The organism is Streptomyces sp. UNOC14_S4 (genome assembly GCF_020740835.1).
GTDB lineage: Bacteria > Actinomycetota > Actinomycetes > Streptomycetales > Streptomycetaceae > Streptomyces.
In genome coordinates this window covers 1-1,099 of sequence record NZ_JAINFC010000957.1, presented here as the reverse complement: position 1 = coordinate 1,099, position 1,099 = coordinate 1, and the positions used below count along the sequence as shown (strand labels likewise).

Here is a 1,099-nt window from a genome sequence, read left to right as displayed (position 1 = left end):
TAGAGCGTGTTCGTAGTTGCGATCACGAGTTGGTGGATTTCGGCCGCGCCATGTCCTGTGGCCTGGTAGGCCGGAGGTATGGCGCGTGGTGATCTGACGGATGATGAGTGGGCCCTGGTCGAGCCGCACCTCCCGCCGCTGGGCGAGCGGGGCCCGATCCCCGACCTGCGGCGGCAGTTCAACGCCGTGATGTGGCGGTTCCGCACCGGCACTCCGTGGCGGGACATACCCGTCGAGTACGGCTCATGGTCCACGGTCTACGACCGCTTCCGCGCCTGGGCCCTGCAAGGCGTCTTCGCACACCTGATGGAGCAGATGATCGCGGTAGCCGCCTCGCGCGGGCAGGTGGACCTGGCGCTGGTCAGCGTGGATTCCACCACGCCGCATGCCCACCACCATGCCGCCGGGATGCGGCTGGACGCCGAGCTGCTGGCAGAGCTGGAGAAGGCCGCCGACGAGGAAAAAGGGGTGCGCGAACGGCACAAACGCCGCACCACGCGCTCGGTGACACCGCCGGGGAGGCGACCCTCGCCGAACGCCGGCGGCGGCGACGCCGCTGCCGGGCCCGGCTGACCGCTGCCGCACTCGGCCGCTCCCGCGGTGGGCTGACCAGCAAGGTCCACCTCGCGGCCGACAGGCGCTGCCGCCCGCTGTCGTTCGTGCTCACTCCCGGCCAGGCCGCCGACAGCCCGCGCTTTCGCGCGGTGCTGGAGCGCATCAAGGTCCGCCTCCCCGTCGGGCGGCCGCGCACCCGTCCGGACGCCGTCGCCGGCGACAAGGCGTACTCCTCCCGCGCCAACCGCACTTACCTGCGCAAACGGAAGATCAAGGCGGTCATCCCGGAGAAGGCGGACCAGGCCGCCAACCGCAAGAAGAAGGGCTCTCGTGGCGGCCGCCCGGTCACCCACGACACCGTGCTGTACCGGGAGCGCAACACGGTCGAACGCTGCATCAACAAGATCAAGGAGTGGCGCGGGCTGGCCACCCGCTACGACAAGACACCCGAGAGCTACCTCGCCGGACTCCATCTGCGCGGCGCGATCCTGTGGATCCGCAGCCTCCAACCCACCTGAAGATCCGAACTACGAACACGCTCTAG

At 69.8% G+C, this 1,099-nt stretch carries 1 pseudogene; it reads left to right on the top strand.

From position 1 onward, the window contains the following. Positions 1-78 precede the first annotated feature (78 nt). Positions 79-1,073 (top strand): annotated as a pseudogene (locus K6I34_RS37300) (IS5 family transposase). Positions 1,074-1,099 lie beyond the last annotated feature (26 nt).